A 17,398-nucleotide genomic window follows, 5' to 3' on the forward strand; every position below is an offset into this window, starting at 1 on the left:
GGTGCGGAACGCATCCGGGCCCTCGCGCATCGTTGTGGTCCCGTGGGATGATCCCCGGTCATGACCGGGGGATCGATACACCAGTTGTTCGAGGACCAAGTCCGGCGCGCGCCCGACCGGACCGCTGTGATCAGCGGGAGCGCGCGGCTGAGCTATCGCGAGCTGGACGCGGCGGCCAATCGGCTGGCGGCGTATCTGGCCGCCGAGGGCGGACTGCCGGAGTCCGGTGCCACCGTGGCGATCTGTACGGACCGGGTGCCTGATGCCCTGACAGCGATGCTGGCGGTGCTGAAGGCGGGTCACGCGTACACCGTCGTGGAGGCAGGGGCGCCGCGCGAGGAGATACGCCGGCTGCTGGGGCTCGCCGGGGCCGACGCCGTGATCACTCATCAGAAGCTGCTGGCGCGGATCGACGACGGCCGCCGCCGGGCGGAGATCTGTCTCGACCGCGACGCCGAAGCGATCGCGGCCCATTCGGACACGGCGCCCGCGCGGCGGCCGGGGAGCCGACGGGCGACCGTACTGTTCACGGCGGGTACGACGGGCGAGCGGCGGGCGGTCACTTCCGGGCATGACCGGTGGGTCGCCGCGTTTGCCGCCTGGACCGAGGTGTACGGGCTGGTGCCGGAGGACCGGCTGCTGGTGACCGCGGGGACCGGGACCACCGAGTTCACCGGCGGCTGGATACGGGCGCTGTGCTCGGGCGGGACACTGGTGCTGCCGGAGCGGCCGGTCGACGGAGAGCCGGTCGACGGGCGGCTGGCCGAGTCGGAGAATGTCACCGTCGCGGAGACCGGTCCGGCGACCGCGGCCCTCCTGTTGGAGCGCCGACTCCCCTCCCTGCGGCTGCTGTTGGTGGGCGGCGAACCGCTGCGGCTCGATGAGCAGCTACGGCTCCAGGGGCTGCTGCCCGATCCGGGGGCCCGGGTGCTGAGTGTGTACGGGCCGGCGGAGGTCGCCGGGTGCGGTATGTGGTTCGAGCCGGGCCATCTGCCGGGTCCTGTGGAGCATCCGGAGCGGGTCGCGTATCTCGGCCGGCCGTTCCCGGGCTGTACGGCGGAGCTGCGGAAGGGGCTGATCTGGCTCACTCCGCCGGAGGGCGGCGACGCGGTTCCGACCGGTGACGCGGGGCGGCACCACGGCGAAGGGCCGCTGGAGTTCCGCGGCAGGATCGCCGACCGGGTCGCGATAGGCGGCAGGACGGTCGACACATACCGGGTGGAGTCGGCGCTCGGCGGCCATCCGGACATAGGTGAGGTCGTCGTCACCGGTGACCGTGGGCGTACGGGCGGCACGCTGATCGCCTATGTATCGCCGGGCCGCGCGGGCGCTGTGCCGGACGCGGCGTCGCTGCGGGCCCGGCTGAGCGGGCTGGTCCCGGCCGCCGATGTCCCCGGCACGGTCGTACGGGTCGATCCGCTGCCCAGGAACGCGGCCGGGAAGGTCGACCGCACAGCACTGCCGTTGCCGCCGGTCCCCGGGGCGAAGCAGTACGCGGGCAAGGGCGGGATGAGCGGCGCCGAGATGTCGGCGGCGGCCAAGGGCTGTGGGGTGCCGGTGCTCGCGGGCATCCTGGCCGCCGTCCTCACCGACACCTTCTGGCCCGGATCGACCGATCTGACCGGAGTGCCGGGCCCGTGGAGCGGGCTGTTCGGCCTGCTCTACGTCTTCGAGATCGTGTCCTTCGCGGCGGGCGCCGGATTCCTGGTGAGCGGGCGGGGACCGATGCTGCGGCGGGGCGGGCCGCGCGGGCTGACCACCGCGGCGCATCTCGCGCTCGTCTGGCTGCTGGTGGCGTGGTGGCCGCAGGACAATTTCTACCGGCTGGCCGCCAAGCAGGACTGGCCGCGCCAGGCGGCGCTCGTCTACGCGTTCAATGTGCCGCTGATGATCGCGGCCGGGATCGTGGTGGCCTGGGCGGTCCTCGGCGTGCCGTCGGCGCGCCGGGACGAGGCATCAGCGCGCAGGGGCGAATAGGCCGCCGAGGTCCTCGGCCGCCGTACGGACCAGTGTCTCGGCCGCGTCGAGGCGGCCGGGCGCCCGGGCGGCGAGCAGGACGCCCACATACGGTGCGGGGTCGAAGGCCGCCGTGGGGATCGAGGGCACCAGCACCGCTCCGGTGCTCGCACACCGGGCCGTCAACTCGGCGAGCCACGCCATGAGTTCGGCGTCGGGAAGCCGGGCGCCGAGCGGGACACGGTCCAGGGTGCGTACGAGATGGGCGCCGCCTCGGGTCTCGTCGAGGCGGGCCTTCACCATGAAGGCCACCGAGGGCCCGGTCAGCCGCAGATTGATCTCCGTCGGCGCGAGCCGGCCGGCAGGGGCGGTGACGAAATCGACGTCGTACCAGCCGCGGTAGCCGCTCGCGGCGAGCCGCAGTCCCACGGCGTGCCCGAAGCGCAGGGCGACCGAGGCCGCCTCGTCCGGGACGGCGCCGGGGCCGACGGTGGCGCCCTGGTAGGCCGTGCCCGCCACATCCATCCGGGCGGTGCCCACATCGTGGACGCCGCCCGCCGCGTCCACGAGACCGTCGTAGGTGAGATCACGGGGCGGGGTGTACGGAGTGGGGTGCGGGCCGGTGGCGGCGTCGGCGTACTCGGCGCCGATGTACTCCTCGACCAGCAGTGGGCCCCGGGGCAGCGCGCGGAGCACCGGCGGCAGGGCGCGTACGGATGTGACCACATGGGTGCCCGAACCGCCCACCCCGTGCTCGGTCTTGACCACACTGCCGGCGCCGACGCGGGCGCGTGCCACGATCAGCCGGGCCGCCGCGAGGCGCGTGGGGACCGGCCACTGGCGTGGTACGACGATGCCGGGATGGCCGGGAGCGAGCTGGTGGAAGAGGGTGTTGGCCGCGCGCTTGGACTCGTACCGCAGCGCCCCGGGCGGCAGTGGCACCCCGGACAGTTCGCCGGTCGCGGGGGTGTGGCCCCAGGGTACGAAGGGGAGCCCGAGGCCGCGGAGTTGGCGGGCAAGGGCGGGGCGGGACAGGACCTCGGCGGCCAGTCCCCCGGCGCCGGTGTTGAGACCGTCGTACAACTCAACCGATTCCCAGGCGAGTTGGCGGCACAGCAGCTCGGTCCAGCCGACGGGTACGGTCCCGGGCAGTACCACCGCGGCGGGGTACGGGCTGCCCAGTGCGGCCAGACAGGAGTAGTGCGTACTGGCGCGGAGCCCGGCTTCGTTCAGACGCGCGGGCGGTGACGACGGGGATGCCGCCCCGAACTGCGCCTGGAACTCGGCGACATTGCCGAGCTGTACGGTCCGCCGCCCGCCCGTCCATGCCCGCACCCAGCCCGCTCGCGGGGCCAGTTCGACGTGGAGCCGGGGCAGTTCACCGCTGCCACCGGGGGCGGGCCGCGCGCCGAGGGCCCGGTAGAAGCCGACCGCGTGCGGGTCGGAGTCGACGGTCAGCCGCTTGAAACCCAATTCCCGGGCCGCGTCGAGGACATGGGCGTACAGGATCCTGCCGATGCCCCGGCCGATCGCGTGCGGTTCGACGAAGAGCAGGCCGAGGGTTCCTTCGGGTGCCGCGCCCTCCAGTGAGGCGACGCCGAGGGCCGCTCCGGACTCCTCGTCCTCCGCGACCACGATCCGACGGCCCGTCATATCGGCGGCCCGGATGGTGAGTTCCTCACGGCACGCGGCCAGGAACGCGTCGTCGTAACCCCAGTGGGCCTTGGAGCGCAGCACGAGCGCGCTCAGCGCCTCCGCCTCGGCGGGGCGAGCGTCCCGTATCCGTGTCCGCACGGCTCAACCCTAGGTCCTGTCGGCGGAACCGGGCGGGACCCCGGCGGGGCACCGACTGGGAGGGACGCCGCGCGGCCCGGCGGGGTTCCGGCGGGCCGCGTCGTCCCTATGGCAGAGCCGGCGGAGCTTGCGGAGCCGGCAGCGCGCCGCTCGGCGCCGTGGCTGTTCAGCGCCGTGCCATATAGAGGTCGAGCGCCTTGTGCAGCAGTTTGTTGAGCGGGTAGTCCCATTCGCCGAGATACTCGACGGCCTCGCCGCCCGTGCCCGCCTTGAAGCGGAGCAGACCGAGGAGATGGTTGCTCTCGTCGAGCGTGTCGGTGATGCCCCGCAGGTCGTACACGCGCGCCCCCCGCTCATGGGCGTCGCACATCATGCGCCACTGGATGGCGTTGTTCGGCTGCACCTCGCGCCTGCGGCCGGTGGACGCGCCGTACGAGTACCAGGAGTGGTCGCCGACGGTGAGCATCGTGGCCGCGGACAGGACCTCGCCGTCGTGGTGGGCGAGATAGAGCCGCATCCGGTCGGGGTCCTCCTTGATCAGCGCGGTCCACATGCCCTGGAAGTACGTCAGCGGGCGGGGCAGGAACTGATCGCGTTCGGCGGTCTCGCGGTACAGCTCGTAGAAGACCGGCAGGTCCTCGTAGCCGCCGCGCTCCACCTTGACGCCGGCCTTCTCGGCCTTCTTGATGTTGCGGCGCCACTGCTGGTTGAAGCCGCTCTGGATCTCGTCCAGGGTCCGTCCCGCGAGGGGCACCTGGAAGACATGGCGCGGCTGGCCGGCGCTGAAGCCGTCGTCGGGTCCTTCGTCGCTCTGCCGCCAGCCCATCCGCTGCAGACGGTCCGTGATCGCGAAGGCGCGGCGTTCCTCCATGCTGGGCGTGACATCGCGCAGCCGGCTGATCTCGGGGTCGGCGATGGCCGCCTTGACCGCGTCCGCCTTCCAGCGGCGGGCGACGACGGGCGGGCCCATCTTCACCGAGAAGGCGCCACGGGACTTGAGGTGGGCGAGCAGGGGGTGGAGCCACCGCGCCAGGTCCGGCGCGAACCAGTCGATGGCCGGGCCCTCGGGCAGATAGGCGAGATACCGCTTGATCTTCGGCACCGGCCGGTAGAGGACGAGCCCCGCGCCGATGATGCGCGCCCGCTCGTCGAACCAGCCGAGGCTCTCCGCCCGCCAGTCCGGCTTGACGTCGCCCCACGCGGGAACCTGCATATGGCTGATCGAGGGTCTGGCCCGGACGAAGGCCAGATGTTCGTCGCGTTTGATCGTCTTCAGGCGGTAGCCCATGGGAAGTGCTCCTTCGCTCGGCGCGCGGGCCTGTGGTCAGCAGACCTCTAAGTCATACGTGCCGCACACGCAGGGGCGGGCCGGACACGCGCGGGGGCGGTGAGGACACACCTCAGGGCGTGACGCGCGACCAGCCCGTCCGGCGTCCGGGGACGGAACGGCCGACCCCGGCGCCGGATGTCCTCCCGACAGGGGGCCGGCCCGGCACCCCAGAGGCCGAACCGTCGGCCTGCGGCCCGAGCCCGGCAGGGTCGGCCTCTGCCCGAGCGGGCGCCCGGCGTCGGGGCTGACGGTTCCGTCCTCAAACGGCGGACGGGCTTGATAGGGACGCTGCCGGGCGCGAACCCGGCAGCGGGCAGGAGGAGGTGGAGCCCTGGGCGGAACGGCTCAGGTCAGGAAGTCGGCCGCGATCTGTGCTGCCAGGCGTTCCAGCAGGGGGCCCGCCTGTGCCATGCAGACCGCCGGGTCCGGTTCCAGGTCGGTGAGGGCGTACGCGCGGCGGATACCAGCGCGGCCCAGGGCCTCCGGGGGCAGGGCCAGCCGCCCGCAGACCGCGATGACCTCGATACCGCGTGCCCGGGCCGCCGCCGCGACCCCCGCGGGGGCCTTGCCGTGCAGGGTCTGTTCGTCCAGCGAGCCCTCGCCGGTGATCACGAGGGTCGCCCGGGCCAGCGCGGGAGCGAAGCCCAGTACGTCGAGCATCACCTCGATCCCGGGCCGGAAGCTCGCGCCGAGGCCGACCAGCGCGCCGTACCCGATACCGCCCGCCGCGCCCGCGCCCGGCGAGAGCGCCAGAGTGGCGGCGCGGGGACCGATGGCCGCCTCCAGCACCGTCGCGTAGTGGGTGAGCGCCGCGTCGAGCACGGCCACGTCCTCGGGGCTCGCGCCCTTCTGCGGGCCGTAGACGGCGGGGGCGCCCTTGGGCCCGGTCAGCGGGTTGTCGACATCGCTGGCGAGGACGATGTCCGTCGTACCGAGCCGCCCGTCCAGGCCGGACAGATCGGCGGTGGCGAGGTCCCGCAGTCCGCCGCCGCCCGGCCCGACGGGCTGTCCGTCCGCGTCCAGGAAGCGCGCGCCGAGCGCGGCGAGCATGCCCGCGCCGCCGTCGGTGGTGGCGCTGCCGCCGACGCCGAAGACGATGGTCCGCGCGCCCGCGTCGAGCGCGGCGCGCAGCAGTTCGCCGGAGCCGTGGGTCGTCGCGGTCAGGGGGGCGAAGACGCCCCTGGGGAGGTGCTGGAGGCCGGACGCCTCGGCCATCTCGATGACGGCCGTACCGTCCCGCAGGGCGTACGCGGCGGTCAGCTCGTCGCCGAGCGGCCCCGTGACCCGTACCTCACGCCGTTCGAAACCGGCCGCCACGGCCGCCGCGACCGTACCGTCGCCGCCGTCCGCGACCGGCAGGGTCTCGACCACGGTATCGGGGGCGACCCGGTGCAGCCCGGCGGTCACCCGTTCCGCGACCTCCAGGGCCGTGAGGGTCCCCTTGAACTTGTCCGCCGCGACCAGTACGCGTGCGACCTCGGTTACTGCTCCGTCCGTCACGTGATTCCCTCTGCTCTCGAACAGGCAGTCGCGCCGCCCCTGACCCTATCCGTCCGAACAAGTCCCAGACAGGGCCTAGGCTGCCCGTGTGACGGATACCGATACCGAATACGCCGCGTATATCGCGGGTCTTCCCCGAGTACTCGCCGGCGCCGCCATGCTGTTCAGGGATGCCGGGGGGCGTGTACTGATCGTCGAGCCCAACTACCGGGAGGGCTGGGCGCTGCCCGGCGGGACCGTCGAGTCCGACGACGGCGAGACCCCGCGCTCGGGTGCCCGCCGCGAGACGCTCGAAGAGATCGGCCTGGACATCGAACCGGGGCGGCTGCTGGCCGTCGACTGGGTGCCGGGCAAGGCCCGGCCGCCGATCGCGGCGTATCTGTACGACGGCGGGGTGCTGGACGAGCGGCAGCTCGCGGCGATCCGGCTCCAGGAGGAGGAGCTGCTGTCGTGGCGCCTGCTCGACCGCGAGGAGATCCCGGCGTATCTGCTGGGCTCGCTCGGCCTGCGGGTACAGGCGGCGCTCGACGTGGTGGAGTCGGGCGCGGGCACGGTGGAACTGGAGAACGGCCTCCGTCCGGGCACGTCCTGACGCGTACGCCCGTCCTGCCCGTGGGGGCGATCGTCTGTCGGTACCGCAAGCTTCGGCCAGGAGGCGCGGGCGCGGTTGTCGCGGGGCGTCGTAGACGGCGCGTATGCGCCACATTCGTCCGTCGCCGTCCCGCCCAACTCCCGTGCCCGGCATCATTCTTGAGTCCCACGATCCCGGAGGACTCATGCGAAGCCAGACACACGGCCGACTCGCGGCCCTCGTCACATCTGTAGTCGTCGCGTCGGCCGCCGTGATCGGCGGGGGTGCCGGAGCGGGCGTGGCCGGCGCGGCCGAACGGAGCCCGGACGGCGCTCCCGCCCTGCCGACCACCGTCAACGGCGGTGCCTGGCGGTCGGGTCATCTCCAGGGCATGGCCGTCGACCGCCGCAAGGGCCGTATGTACTTCTCCTTCACCAACCTCCTGGTGAAGACCGATCTGCGCGGCAAACCCCTCGGTTCGGTCACCGGCTTCACCGGTCATCTCGGGGATCTGGACCTCAACGCGCAGGACGGCCGGATCTACGGCTCGCTGGAGTACAAGGCCGCGAAGGCCTTCTACATCGCGATCTTCGACGGGGACCGCATCACCCGGATGAACATGGACGCCCAGTCGACCGGCGTGGTCTCCACCGTGCACCTGAAAGAGGTGACGAAGGACTACACGGCCGATATGAACCGCGACGGCGTCTTCGACGGCGACATCGCGAAGACCCCCGACCACCGGTACGGATGCAGCGGTATCGACGGTGTCGCGTTCGGCCCCGCCTTCGACCGGCGCGGCGGTGGTGGCGGTGGCGGTGGCGGTGGCGGTGTTCAACTGACCGTCGCGTACGGGGTGTACGCCAACGCCGACCGCCTGGACAACGATCACCAGGTGCTGCTCCAGTACGACGTCCGGCGCTGGAAGAAGTACGAGAAGCCGCTCACCGAGTCCGCGCCGCACACCAGCGGCCCCGCCGCGCCCGACGGCAAGTACTTCGCGTACACCGGCAACACCACCTACGGCGTGCAGAACCTGGAGTACGACGCGCACAGCGGCGACTGGCTGCTGGCCGTGTACAAGGGCACGAAGACTCGGTTCCCCAACTACTCCCTCTTCGTGGTCGACGGCTCGAAGCGCGCGACCGTCGGCACCGTACGCGGTCAGCAGCGCCCGGAGCGCGGGCAGTTGCTGTCGCTGCTGTCCCGCGGCCTGCATCACGCGCCGACCGGGCTGTACGGCTGGGAGTCGGCGGGCCAGTACGGGCTGGTCTCGCTCGACGACGGGCGCTACTACCTCGCCGAGATCGGTACGGTCCAGGACGGCGGCGCCACGCTCCAGACGGGCCGCGCCGTACTGCACCGCTGGACGGGCCGTACGCCGACGCCCTTCACCGCCGTACGGAAGCCCGCCGCCCCCTGACGCCCGGGTCCGGCGAAGGCCCTGCCGCCGGGCCAATTCGTTCGCCGCGCGCGGGCACCGCTGCGTACGCTCGCCGTATGACTCTCGTCGCGATCCTCAGCGGCGCCGGGATCTCCACCGACTCCGGCATCCCCGACTACCGCGGGCCGAACGGGCTGTGGCGCCGCGATCCCGGGGCCGAGAAGCTCGTCACGTACGACCTGTACATGACCGATCCGGAGATCCGGCGCCGGTCCTGGCGGATGCGGAGCGACAGTCCCACGCTGCGTGCCGAGCCCAACGCGGCGCATCGCGCGGTGGCGGAGCTGAGCCGGTCGGGGACGGCGGTCCGGGTGATCACCCAGAATGTCGACGGGCTGCACCAGCTCGGCGGGATGCCGGCCCGCAAGGTCCTCGAACTGCACGGCACCGCACGGGAGATCGTCTGCACCGGATGCCATGTGCGCTCCTCGATGAAGGAGGCGCTGGGCCGGGTCGCGGCAGGCGAGGAGGACCCGCGCTGCCTGGCGTGCGGCGGGATCCTCAAGTCGGCCACGGTGATGTTCGGCGAGCGGCTCGACCCCGAGGTGCTGGCGCAGTCGGTGGCGATCGCCAAGGCGTGCGAGGTGTTCATCGCGGTCGGTACGACCTTGCAGGTGCAGCCGGCCGCCTCGCTGGCGGGGATCGCCGCCGATCACGGGGCCCGGCTGATCGTGGTGAACGCCGAGCCGACGCCGTACGACGACCGCGCCCACGAGATCATCCGCGAGCCGATCGGTACGGCGCTGCCCACGCTGCTGACGAGGTACCGCGGCGACTGACGGGGGCGGACCCCCGTCTCGCCGGCCTTCAGAACAGGGTGGCGGTGGCCGGAGCCCCGGCCGCCGCGCCCTCGAAGACCAGCAGCCGCTGCTTGCGGTCGAGCCCGCCGCCGTAGCCCGTGAGGCCGCCGGTCGAACCGATCACCCGGTGGCACGGCACGATGATGCCGATCGGGTTCTTGCCGTTGGCCAGCCCCACCGCGCGCGAGGCGCCCGGCTTGCCCAGGAATTCGGCCAGTTCACCGTACGAGCGCGTCTCGCCGTACGGGATCTTCCGTAGCTGGTCCCAGACGCTGCGCTGGAACGGGGTGCCGTCGAGGCGCAGCGGGAGATCGAACTCCGTCAGCTCTCCGTCGAAGTACGCGGTGAGTTGGCGCACGGCCTCGGTGAAGGGCCTGAGGTCGGGCTCGCCGAAGTTCTCCTCGGGTGGGCGGTGGCGCTGCCCGACCATGTAGAGGCCCTTGAGGACGCCGTCGGCCGCGACGAGTGTCAGCGGACCGTACGGACTGTCGATCACGGTGTGCGTGATGTGCGTGGTGGTCATGAGGGAACATCCTTGCCTGCTGCGTCGAACACGCTCAGCGGGTTGAACATGCTTATACGGGAAGGCGGTTGATGGCATGGTCATGCGTCGCCCAGAGATACTGCACGGCATACGCCCGCCAGGGCCGCCAGGCCGCGGCGCGCTTGGTGAGTGCGGCCGGGGTGGACGGCAGACCGAGCCGCCCCGCCGCCCGGCGTACGCCGAGATCGGTCGGCAGAAACGCGTCCGGGTCGCCCAGCGCGCGCATCGCGATCGCCTCGACCGTCCACGGCCCGAACCCGGGCAGGGCGGTGAGCTGCTCGCGCGCCCGCTCCCAGTCGCTGTCGGTGCCGAGCCGGAGCGAACCGTCGGCGAGGGCGGCGACCAGGGTGGTGAGGGTGGTACGCCGGGTGCGCGGCAGGGCCAGCGCCTCCGGGTCGAGCCCGGCCAGCGCCTCGGGGGCCGGGAAGAGATGCGTCAGCCCGCCCTCGGGGTCGTCGACCGGCACTCCGTGCGCGGTTACCAGCCGGGCCGCGTGGGTGCGGGCCGCGGCGGTGGAGACCTGCTGGCCGAGGACGGCCCGTACGGCGAACTCCGCCGCGTCGACGGTACGGGGCACCCGCCGCCCCGGCGCCTTGTCGACCAGCGGGGCGAGCTGCGGATCGGCGCGCAGCTGCTCGTCGACTGCGACCGGATCGGCGTCCAGGTCGAGCATCCGGCGGCAGGTGCTGATCGCGAGGGTGAGATCGCGCGGGTCGGTGAGGGAGAGCCGGCAGGCGATGTGGTCGGGGCGCGGCGAGAGGGCGACGATGCCATGCCCGTACGGCAGGGAGAGCGTGCGGCGGTACGCGCCGTCGCGCCACTCCTCGACACCGGGGACGGCGGTCGCGACGAGATGGCCGAAGAGGTTGTCGGGGTTGAGGGGCGCGCGGAAGGGCAGGCGGAGCGAAATGACTCCGCGGGTGCCGGCCTGCTCCGGATCGCCTGTGCTCCGCGTACCGCGCACGCCGTGGGCGCCTCGCGCGCCACGGGACGCGCGCGTGCGCAGCTCGCTCGGCGACAGCGCGAAGACCTCGCGGACGGTGTCGTTGAAGGCGCGGATGGAGGCGAAACCCGCCGCGAAGGCGACCTCGGCCATCGGCAGTGCCGTCGTCTCGATCAGTACGCGCGCGGTCTGCGCCCGCTGGGCGCGCGCCAGCGCGAGCGGCCCTGCGCCCAGCTCGGCCAGCAACTGCCGTTCGATCTGCCGGGCCGAGTACCCGAGCCGCCCGGCAAGACCGGGGACGCCCTCGCGGTCGACGACCCCGTCCTGGATGAGCCGCATGGCGCGGGCGACGGCGTCGGCGCGGGCGTTCCACTCCGGGGAGCCGGGGCTGGTGTCGGGCCTGCACCGCTTGCACGCCCGGAAACCGGCCTGCTGACAGGCGGCCGCGCTCGGGTAGAACGTCATGTTCTCGGCCTTGGGCGGTACGACCGGACAGCTCGGCCGGCAGTAGATCCGGGTGGTCAGCACCGCGGTGAAGAACCAGCCGTCGAACCGCGCGTCCTTGGACCGCACGGCCCGTACGCAGCGCTCGGTATCGGTGTACATGGCTTCCAGCATCCGCCACACGGGCCCGCCGGGCTGGCAGAAATCCGACATCGACGTCGGGCCCCCCTGCCGCGCGAGTCCGGCGGCCGGGGACGACGATGGAAGGGACAACGGATCTTCGACTAGATATTCCCCGAGGAGTGCTCCCGTGTCCCAGGCCCTGCCCCCTGTCATGTCCGATCCCCTCACCAACCGCGGCACGGCGTTCACCGCCGAGGAGCGCGAGAGACTGGAGCTGGTGGGACGGCTGCCCGACGCGGTGCTGTCCCTGGACGAGCAGCTTCAGCGCGCGTACGAACAGCTTCGGAGACAGCCCGACGCGCTGGCCAAGAACGTGTATCTGGAGCAGCTCCACGACCGTAACGAGGTGCTGTACTACCGCGTCCTCGCCGACCATCTCGCCGAGCTGCTGCCCATCGTCTACGACCCCACGGTGGGCGACGCGATCAAGCGGTACAGCCATGAGTTCCGGCGTCCGCGCGGGGTCTATCTGTCCATCGACCATCCTCAGGACATCCGGCCGGCCCTCGAACACCAGGGACTCGGTCCTGACGATGTGGACATGCTGGTGGTCACCGACGCGCAGGAGATCCTCGGTATCGGCGACTGGGGCGTCAACGGGGTGCAGATCTCGGTGGGCAAGCTCGCCGTCTACACCGCCGCGGCCGGCCTGCACCCGGACCGCTGCATCCCGGTCGTACTGGACGTGGGCACCGACAACGAGACGCTGCTCAACGACCCGCTCTACCTCGGGGTACGGCGCAGCCGCACGCGCGGGAAGCCGTACGACGAGTTCGTCGCCGCCTATCTGGAGACCGCCGCCGAGCTGTTCCCGCACGCCCTGCTGCACTTCGAGGACTTCGGCCCGGACAACGCCCGCCGGATCCTGGAGCAGAACGCCGGCCGCTACCGGATCTTCAACGACGACCTTCAGGGCACCGGCGCGATCACGCTCGCGGCCGTCGTCTCGGCGCTGAAGGTCACCGGGACACCGTTCAGGGACCAGCGGCTGGTGGTCTTCGGGGCGGGCACCGCCGGGGTGGGGATCGCCGACCAGCTCGTGGAGGCGATGGTCCGCGACGGTCTGGACCGGGACGACGCGGTGCGCCGGGTGTGGCTGATCGACAAGCAGGGCCTGCTCACCGACGACATGGACGACCTGCGCGACTACCAGCGCGGCTATGCCCGGCCGGCCTCGGAGGCGGAGGGCTGGACCGACCGGGGCGCGATCGGCCTGGCGGCGACCGTACGCAACGTACGGCCCACCATTCTGATCGGCACGTCCACCGTCCCCGGAGCCTTCACCCGGGAGGTGGTGACGGAGATGGCCCGGCATGTCGAGCGGCCGATCATTTTCCCGCTGTCCAACCCCACCGAGCGGATCGAGGCGATGCCCGCCGACATCCTCGCCTGGACCGACGGCAAGGCGCTGACCACGGCGGGCATCCCGGTCGCCCCCGTCGACCTGAAGGGCGTACGGCATGTGATCGGGCAGGCCAACAACGCCCTGCTCTACCCCGGGCTCGGTCTGGGCGCCATTGTGTCGCGGGCCCGCCGGGTGACTCCGGGCATGCTGCTCGCCGCCGCCGAGGCCGTGGCGGGCCAGGCGCGGGTGGGGGCGCCGGGCGCGGCGCTGCTGCCGCCGGTGGCGGATCTGCGCGCCTCCTCGGCCACCGTGGCCGTGGCCGTGGCGCGGGCCGCGATCACCGAGGGGGTGGCCGAGAACCGTCCGGATGACCTGGTGCAGGCCGTGCAGGACGCGATGTGGCAGCCGCGGTACGGGCCCCTCCCGGGACTCGCGGACGGCGGTCCCGGCCGAAGGGACGGCGGTCCCGGCCGAAGCCGCGACGGAGGCGGTGCCCGATGAACTGGGACGGGGACGGGCCGGTGGCACGGGATCTGCCCATCGGTATCGACGCCCGGGGCACCCGTGTCGAACGCGACTCGCTCGGTACGGTCGAGGTGCCCGCCGACCGGTACTGGGGCGCGCAGACCCAGCGCTCCCTCATCCACTTCTCGATCGGCGACGACCGCATGCCCAAGGCCGTCTACCACGCCTACGGCTATGTCAAGAAGGCCGCCGCCCTGGTCAACGGGCGGGACGGCCGGCTGTCCGGCTGGCGCCGGGATCTGATCGCGAAGGTCGCCGACGAGGTGATCGCCGGCGATCTCGACGCGCACTTCCCGCTCTATGTCTGGCAGACCGGCTCGGGCACGCAGAGCAATATGAATGTCAACGAGGTCATCAGCAACCGGGCCATCCAGCTCGTCGGCGGCATCCTCGGCTCGCGTACCCCGATCCACCCCAACGACCACGTCAATATGGGGCAGTCCTCCAACGACACCTTCCCCACGGCGATGCATATCGCCACCGTGCGGGCGCTGCACGACGAACTGCTGCCCTCGCTGGCCACGCTCACCGAGGCCATCTCGGCCAAGGCCGCCGCCTGGCGGGATGTCGTCAAGGTCGGCCGTACCCACCTCCAGGACGCGGTCCCGCTCACCGTCGGCCAGGAGTGGTCCGGTTACGCGTCGCAGCTCACCGACGCCCATGAGCGGGTACGCGCCACTCTGCCCGCGCTCCATGAGCTGGCGATCGGCGGGACCGCGGTCGGCACCGGCCTCAACGCCCCCGAGAACTTCGGCTCCGCGGTCGCCACCGAACTGGCGGAGCTGACCGGCCGGCCCTTCACGGTCGCCGCCAACCACTTCGCCGCCCAGGGCGGGCTCGACGCGATGGCCGCCGCCTCGGCCGGGCTGCGCGCGGTCGCCGTACCGCTGATGAAGATCGCCAATGATCTGCGCTGGCTGGCGTCGGGCCCGCGCTGCGGTCTTGGCGAACTGGCCCTGCCCGCCAACGAACCGGGCAGCTCGATCATGCCCGGCAAGATCAACCCGACGCAGTGCGAGGCCATGGTCATGGTCTGTATCCAGGTGCTCGGCGAGGACAGCGCGGTCGCCCTCGCCGCCAGCCAGGGCAATTTCGAACTCAACGCGATGCGCCCGGTCATCATCAGCAATGTGCTGCACAGCGCCCGGATCCTCGGGGACGCGAGCGAGAAGCTGCGGGTCTACTGCGTCGAGGGCGCGGAACTCCACCGCGACCGTATCGAGGAGGATGTCTCCCGCTCGCTGATGCTCGTCACCGCCCTCTCCCCCGAGATCGGCTACGACCGGGCCAGCGAGATCGCCCACCGGGCCGCCGACCGGGGCGCCACCCTGCGCGAGACCGCCCTGGCCAGCGGCTATCTCACGGCTGAGGAGTACGACCGCGTGATCGACCCCCGTAAGATGGCCGGTCTCCGCGACTGACGCGCCGCGCCGGCGTTCCCCGGCCGACCGACAGCCCTGGTCGCGGGCCCGGCACCTGAACGGGTGTCACTCGCCGCCGGTCCGTGTCGCCGGGGTACCGGGCCGACCTGCCCGTGGACGATGCAGGAATGCCATCCTCCGCTCACGCCGCCGGGATTCTGTTCCGGGCCGCGGCCTCGGCCGGCGACCCGCCGCAACTGCTGCCCGCCCGGGAGCAGATGGCCTTCACGCTGGGCTTCCACATCATCCTCGTACCGTTCGGGGTGGCGCTCACCGCCCTGATGCTCATCGCCAACTACCGCGGTCTGCGCCACAACGACGAGTCGGCCCTGCTCCTCGCCCAGCGATGGTCGAAGGTCGCCGCCGTACTGCTCGCCGTCGGAGCGATCACGGGTACGGTGCTGAGTTTCGAACTCGGCCTGCTGTGGCCGGGGCTGATGGGCCGGTACGGCGCCGCCTTCGGTTTCCCGTTCGCGATCGAAGGCATCTTCTTCTTCCTGGAAGCCATCTTCGTCTCGATCTATATCTACGGCTGGAAGCGGCTCCCGCCCTGGACACACTTCTGGACGGGCGTTCCCGTGGTCCTGGCGAGCATGGGCGGTACGGCCGCCGTCGTCGCCGCCAACAGCTGGATGAACCAGCCGGGCGGGATCACCATGCGGGGCGGCCGGATCGTGGAGGTCAGGCCGGCCGAGGTGTTCTTCAACGGCGCCTTCTGGTTCGAGACGGTGCACATGATGCTCGCCTCCTACATCGTCGCCGGGTTCTTCGTGTCCAGCGTCTACGCGGTCGGCATGCTGCGGGGGCGGCGCGACCACTACCACCGGCAGGGGTTCCTCATCGGATTCGTCGTGGCCGCCGTCGTCATGCCCGTACAGATCTATGTCGGCGATGTGGTCGCTCGTCAGGTCTTCCAGGACGAACCGGCGAAGTTCGCCGCGGTCGAACTGCTTCCCGACACCGGGAGCCATGTGCCCGAGACGATCGGCGGGGTGCTGATCGACGGCGAGGTGCGGTACGGGCTGAGGATCCCGGACGTGGCCTCGCTGCTCGCCGGGTTCAGTCCGTCGACGGAGATCCGCGGGCTCGACGCGATCCCCCCTTCGGTACGCCCCGACGACTCGGCGGTGAGCGTGGTGCATCTCGCGTTCGACGTGATGGTGGGAACGGCGTTCGCGCTGCTGGCCCTCTCGTTGTGGTTCGCGTGGCTGTGGTGGCGCAAGCGGGAGGTGCCGGGGAACCGGTGGTTCCTGAGATGCGCAGCCGTGAGCGGAATCGTCGCCGTGGTGTGCCTGGAGAGCGGCTGGGTGGTCACCGAGGTCGGGCGGCAGCCCTGGACCGTCGTGGGTCTGCTGCTGACCAGGGACGCGGTGACGACCCAGGGCAATATCTGGCCGTTCTTCGCCACGGTACTGGCCATCTATCTCACCGTGGGCACCAGCGCCGTACTGATCCTGCGGTCCCTGACCAAGCGGTGGAGAGCCGGCGGGGACGAGCGGGACGAGGGTCTCGACGTACCGTACGGTCCCGTCCGGCCGCTGACCGACACGAACGCGGGAGAGGGCGGGCGTCCATGAGCGACACCATCTCGGTCCTCCTGTTCCTCGGTGTCATCGCCTACGCGCTGTTCGGCGGGGCGGACTTCGGCGCCGGATTCTGGGATCTGACCGCCGGCGGGGCGGCGCGCGGCAGCAGGCCCCGCAAGCTGATCGATGTGTCGATCGGTCCGGTGTGGGAGGCCAATCACACGTGGCTGATCTACTGCCTGGTCATGCTGTGGAGCGCCTTTCCCAGCGCGTTCGCGGCCATCACCACGACGCTGTACATCCCGCTGGGCCTCGCCGCCCTGGGCATTGTGCTGCGGGGCGCGGGCTTCGCCTTCCGCAAGGCGTCGATGCGTACGCCGGAGCAGCGTATCTACGGGGTGGCCTTCGCGGTGTCCTCGGTGCTCACGCCGTACTGCTTCGGCAGTGTGGCCGGTGCCATCGCGTCAGGGCGGGTGCCCACCGGTGGCGCCGGCGATCCGCTGACGAGCTGGAACAATCCGACATCGGCGCTCGGCGGGGTGCTGGCCGTGGCGGTGTGCGCCTATCTCGCCGCGGTGTTCCTGACCGTCTCGGCGGCGCAGAACCACAGCCCGGAACTCGAAGCGTACTTCCGCCGCCGGGCGCTGCTCGCCGGGGTCGTGACCGGCGCGGTCGGGCTCGCCGGGATCTTCATCCTCCAGGCCGACTCCCCGCGCCTGTTCCACGACTTGAGCCACCGCGGGCTGGCGCTGCTGATCATTTCTGCGCTCTGCGGGCTGGCGAGTCTCGCGCTGCTCAGGAGCGAGAAGCCGGTGGCCCTGCGCGCGCTGGCCGCGCTGGCGGTGGCGACGGTGGTGTGCGGCTGGGGCGTGGCGCAGTACCCGTATCTGCTGGGGACTCATCTCCGTATCGACGAGGCGGCGGCGCCCACGCCCACGCTGTGGGTGCTCACGGGGGTCGCGGTCGCCGCGGGTGCGCTGATCGCGCCTTCGCTGGCGCTTCTCTACGTCCTGCAGAACCGCGGCAGGCTGGAGACGCGGTCCTGATCCGGTCCTGAACCGGTCCTGAGGCC

General features: G+C 71.8%; 13 protein-coding genes. 8 read left to right on the plus strand and 5 right to left on the minus strand.

Annotated elements, in window-relative coordinates; genetic code table 11:
* Window positions 1-60: 60 nt before the first annotated feature.
* Complete coding sequence (locus ACFU9P_RS18960) at window positions 61-1,977, plus strand: AMP-binding protein (protein ID WP_384082072.1); 1,917 nt, start codon at window positions 61-63, stop codon at window positions 1,975-1,977.
* Here ACFU9P_RS18960 and ACFU9P_RS18965 read toward each other — a convergent pair.
* The 3 genes from ACFU9P_RS18965 to ACFU9P_RS18975 all read right to left on the minus strand — a co-directional run bounded on the left by ACFU9P_RS18965 (window position 1,957) and on the right by ACFU9P_RS18975 (window position 6,580).
* A complete protein-coding gene (locus ACFU9P_RS18965) occupies window positions 1,957-3,750 on the minus strand; it encodes a GNAT family N-acetyltransferase (protein WP_384082075.1) in 1,794 nt (597 codons plus the stop codon). The two genes, ACFU9P_RS18960 and ACFU9P_RS18965, sit on opposite strands and share 21 nt — an antisense overlap.
* A 166-nt stretch (window positions 3,751-3,916) precedes the next feature.
* Window positions 3,917-5,038, minus strand: a complete 1,122-nt coding sequence (locus ACFU9P_RS18970; protein ID WP_384082078.1) for a lipid II:glycine glycyltransferase FemX — start codon at window positions 5,036-5,038, stop codon at window positions 3,917-3,919.
* A 387-nt stretch (window positions 5,039-5,425) separates the two neighbouring features.
* Window positions 5,426-6,580, minus strand: coding sequence for a glycerate kinase (locus ACFU9P_RS18975; protein WP_384082081.1), 1,155 nt, complete (start codon window positions 6,578-6,580; stop codon window positions 5,426-5,428).
* 88 nt (window positions 6,581-6,668) lie between these two features.
* On the opposite strand from ACFU9P_RS18975, the gene ACFU9P_RS18980 reads away from it, so the two are divergent.
* From ACFU9P_RS18980 to ACFU9P_RS18990, 3 genes are all read left to right on the plus strand, one after another.
* Window positions 6,669-7,172 (plus strand): NUDIX domain-containing protein, encoded by a 504-nt coding sequence (locus ACFU9P_RS18980; RefSeq protein WP_376382368.1) that lies wholly within the window; start codon window positions 6,669-6,671, stop codon window positions 7,170-7,172.
* A gap of 184 nt (window positions 7,173-7,356) precedes the next feature.
* Window positions 7,357-8,574, plus strand: a complete 1,218-nt coding sequence (locus tag ACFU9P_RS18985) for a hypothetical protein (protein ID WP_384082084.1) — start codon at window positions 7,357-7,359, stop codon at window positions 8,572-8,574.
* Between the two features lie 77 nt (window positions 8,575-8,651).
* Window positions 8,652-9,374, plus strand: a complete 723-nt coding sequence (locus ACFU9P_RS18990; protein WP_376382364.1) for an NAD-dependent deacetylase — start codon at window positions 8,652-8,654, stop codon at window positions 9,372-9,374.
* Window positions 9,375-9,402: 28 nt separating this feature from the next.
* Here ACFU9P_RS18990 and ACFU9P_RS18995 read toward each other — a convergent pair whose 3' ends face one another.
* Window positions 9,403-9,918: a methylated-DNA--[protein]-cysteine S-methyltransferase gene (locus ACFU9P_RS18995; protein ID WP_384082087.1), complete on the minus strand. Its 516-nt coding sequence runs from the start codon at window positions 9,916-9,918 to the stop codon at window positions 9,403-9,405.
* A gap of 52 nt (window positions 9,919-9,970) precedes the next feature.
* On the minus strand, window positions 9,971-11,488 hold the full coding sequence (locus ACFU9P_RS19000) for an AlkA N-terminal domain-containing protein (RefSeq protein ID WP_384082092.1): 1,518 nt from the start codon (window positions 11,486-11,488) through the stop codon (window positions 9,971-9,973).
* Window positions 11,489-11,636: 148 nt separating this feature from the next.
* Here ACFU9P_RS19000 and ACFU9P_RS19005 point away from each other — a divergent pair, with 148 nt between their 5' ends.
* The 4 genes from ACFU9P_RS19005 (at window position 11,637) to ACFU9P_RS19020 (ending at window position 17,372) form a co-directional block, all read left to right on the plus strand.
* Window positions 11,637-13,355 carry an NAD-dependent malic enzyme gene (locus ACFU9P_RS19005; RefSeq protein ID WP_384082095.1) on the plus strand — a complete coding sequence of 573 codons (1,719 nt, stop codon included), beginning with the start codon at window positions 11,637-11,639 and terminating at the stop codon, window positions 13,353-13,355.
* Window positions 13,352-14,800, plus strand: coding sequence for a class II fumarate hydratase (fumC, locus tag ACFU9P_RS19010; protein ID WP_384082098.1), 1,449 nt, complete (start codon window positions 13,352-13,354; stop codon window positions 14,798-14,800). Before ACFU9P_RS19005 ends, fumC begins: the two co-directional genes overlap by 4 nt.
* Before the next feature lie 128 nt (window positions 14,801-14,928).
* Window positions 14,929-16,377: a cytochrome ubiquinol oxidase subunit I gene (locus ACFU9P_RS19015; RefSeq protein WP_384082101.1), complete on the plus strand. Its 1,449-nt coding sequence runs from the start codon at window positions 14,929-14,931 to the stop codon at window positions 16,375-16,377.
* The gene (locus ACFU9P_RS19020) at window positions 16,374-17,372 is read left to right on the plus strand and encodes a cytochrome d ubiquinol oxidase subunit II (RefSeq protein WP_384082104.1); all 999 of its coding nucleotides are present in this window, start codon (window positions 16,374-16,376) and stop codon (window positions 17,370-17,372) included. The genes ACFU9P_RS19015 and ACFU9P_RS19020 overlap by 4 nt, the downstream gene beginning before the upstream one ends.
* Window positions 17,373-17,398 lie beyond the last annotated feature (26 nt).

The sequence above is a fragment of the Streptomyces sp. NPDC057617 genome (assembly GCF_042800555.1).
Taxonomy (GTDB): Bacteria; Actinomycetota; Actinomycetes; order Streptomycetales; family Streptomycetaceae; genus Streptomyces.

Coding starts and splice junctions, on each gene's coding strand:
- ACFU9P_RS18960 (WP_384082072.1), top strand. CDS start 61: ATGACCGGGGGATCGATACACCAGTTGTTCGAGGACCAAGTCCGGCGC.
- ACFU9P_RS18970 (WP_384082078.1), bottom strand. CDS start 5,038: ATGGGCTACCGCCTGAAGACGATCAAACGCGACGAACATCTGGCCTTC.
- ACFU9P_RS18985 (WP_384082084.1), top strand. CDS start 7,357: ATGCGAAGCCAGACACACGGCCGACTCGCGGCCCTCGTCACATCTGTA.
- ACFU9P_RS18990 (WP_376382364.1), top strand. CDS start 8,652: ATGACTCTCGTCGCGATCCTCAGCGGCGCCGGGATCTCCACCGACTCC.
- ACFU9P_RS18995 (WP_384082087.1), bottom strand. CDS start 9,918: ATGACCACCACGCACATCACGCACACCGTGATCGACAGTCCGTACGGT.
- ACFU9P_RS19000 (WP_384082092.1), bottom strand. CDS start 11,488: ATGTACACCGATACCGAGCGCTGCGTACGGGCCGTGCGGTCCAAGGAC.
- fumC (WP_384082098.1), top strand. CDS start 13,352: ATGAACTGGGACGGGGACGGGCCGGTGGCACGGGATCTGCCCATCGGT.
- ACFU9P_RS19015 (WP_384082101.1), top strand. CDS start 14,929: ATGCCATCCTCCGCTCACGCCGCCGGGATTCTGTTCCGGGCCGCGGCC.
- ACFU9P_RS19020 (WP_384082104.1), top strand. CDS start 16,374: ATGAGCGACACCATCTCGGTCCTCCTGTTCCTCGGTGTCATCGCCTAC.